Below are 519 nucleotides of genomic sequence, written 5' to 3' on the forward strand. Positions count from 1 at the left end.
TTTTGGGATGCTGCAAAGCCAGCGATGTTAACCCCCGGCAGTGGCTGACCGATGTGTTTTCCAAAATTGCATTGTACAATAGCAACTATGATCTGGACCTGGCTGACCTTTTGCCTCATAATTGGAAAAAATCCAACCATTGCCGGAATTTTCCGGAAAGCTCCAACTAATTCCAAAAGATTCCAGTAGTACTTAGAAAGATTCAACTCCCAGTCCGGTATCCCGGTCATGGAAAAATTTTTTTTACTTTTACAATACGTGGGAAGCCGAAGGCTTAAAATATTTCTTCCTGCTTTATCCCTGTTTTCTTAAAAAATCAATATATTTAATCCCAGCCTATAAAGTCGGGAATGTTTCTTATTTTATAATGTGTCTGTTCAGAAAGTTCCGGTTGCAAGGCTTGCGAAGCCGCCAAAAGCGGCGTTTACTTTTCATCAGTATATAATTAATCTACGTTATTGGTCTGATGGAACTTATCATGCTTTAATTGATCTTAGATTCTTCGCTCCGCTCAGAATG

The 519-nt window shown here is 39.5% G+C and carries 1 protein-coding gene; it reads left to right on the forward strand.

The features are described 5' to 3' along the window. Window positions 1-2: 2 nt before the first annotated feature. Complete coding sequence (locus tag ATH1_RS22845; RefSeq protein ID WP_010424784.1) at window positions 3-170, forward strand: transposase domain-containing protein; 168 nt, start codon at window positions 3-5, stop codon at window positions 168-170. Window positions 171-519: the final 349 nt, after the last annotated feature.

The organism is Anaerophaga thermohalophila DSM 12881 (assembly GCF_000191885.1).
Taxonomy (GTDB): domain Bacteria; phylum Bacteroidota; class Bacteroidia; order Bacteroidales; family Marinilabiliaceae; genus Anaerophaga; species Anaerophaga thermohalophila.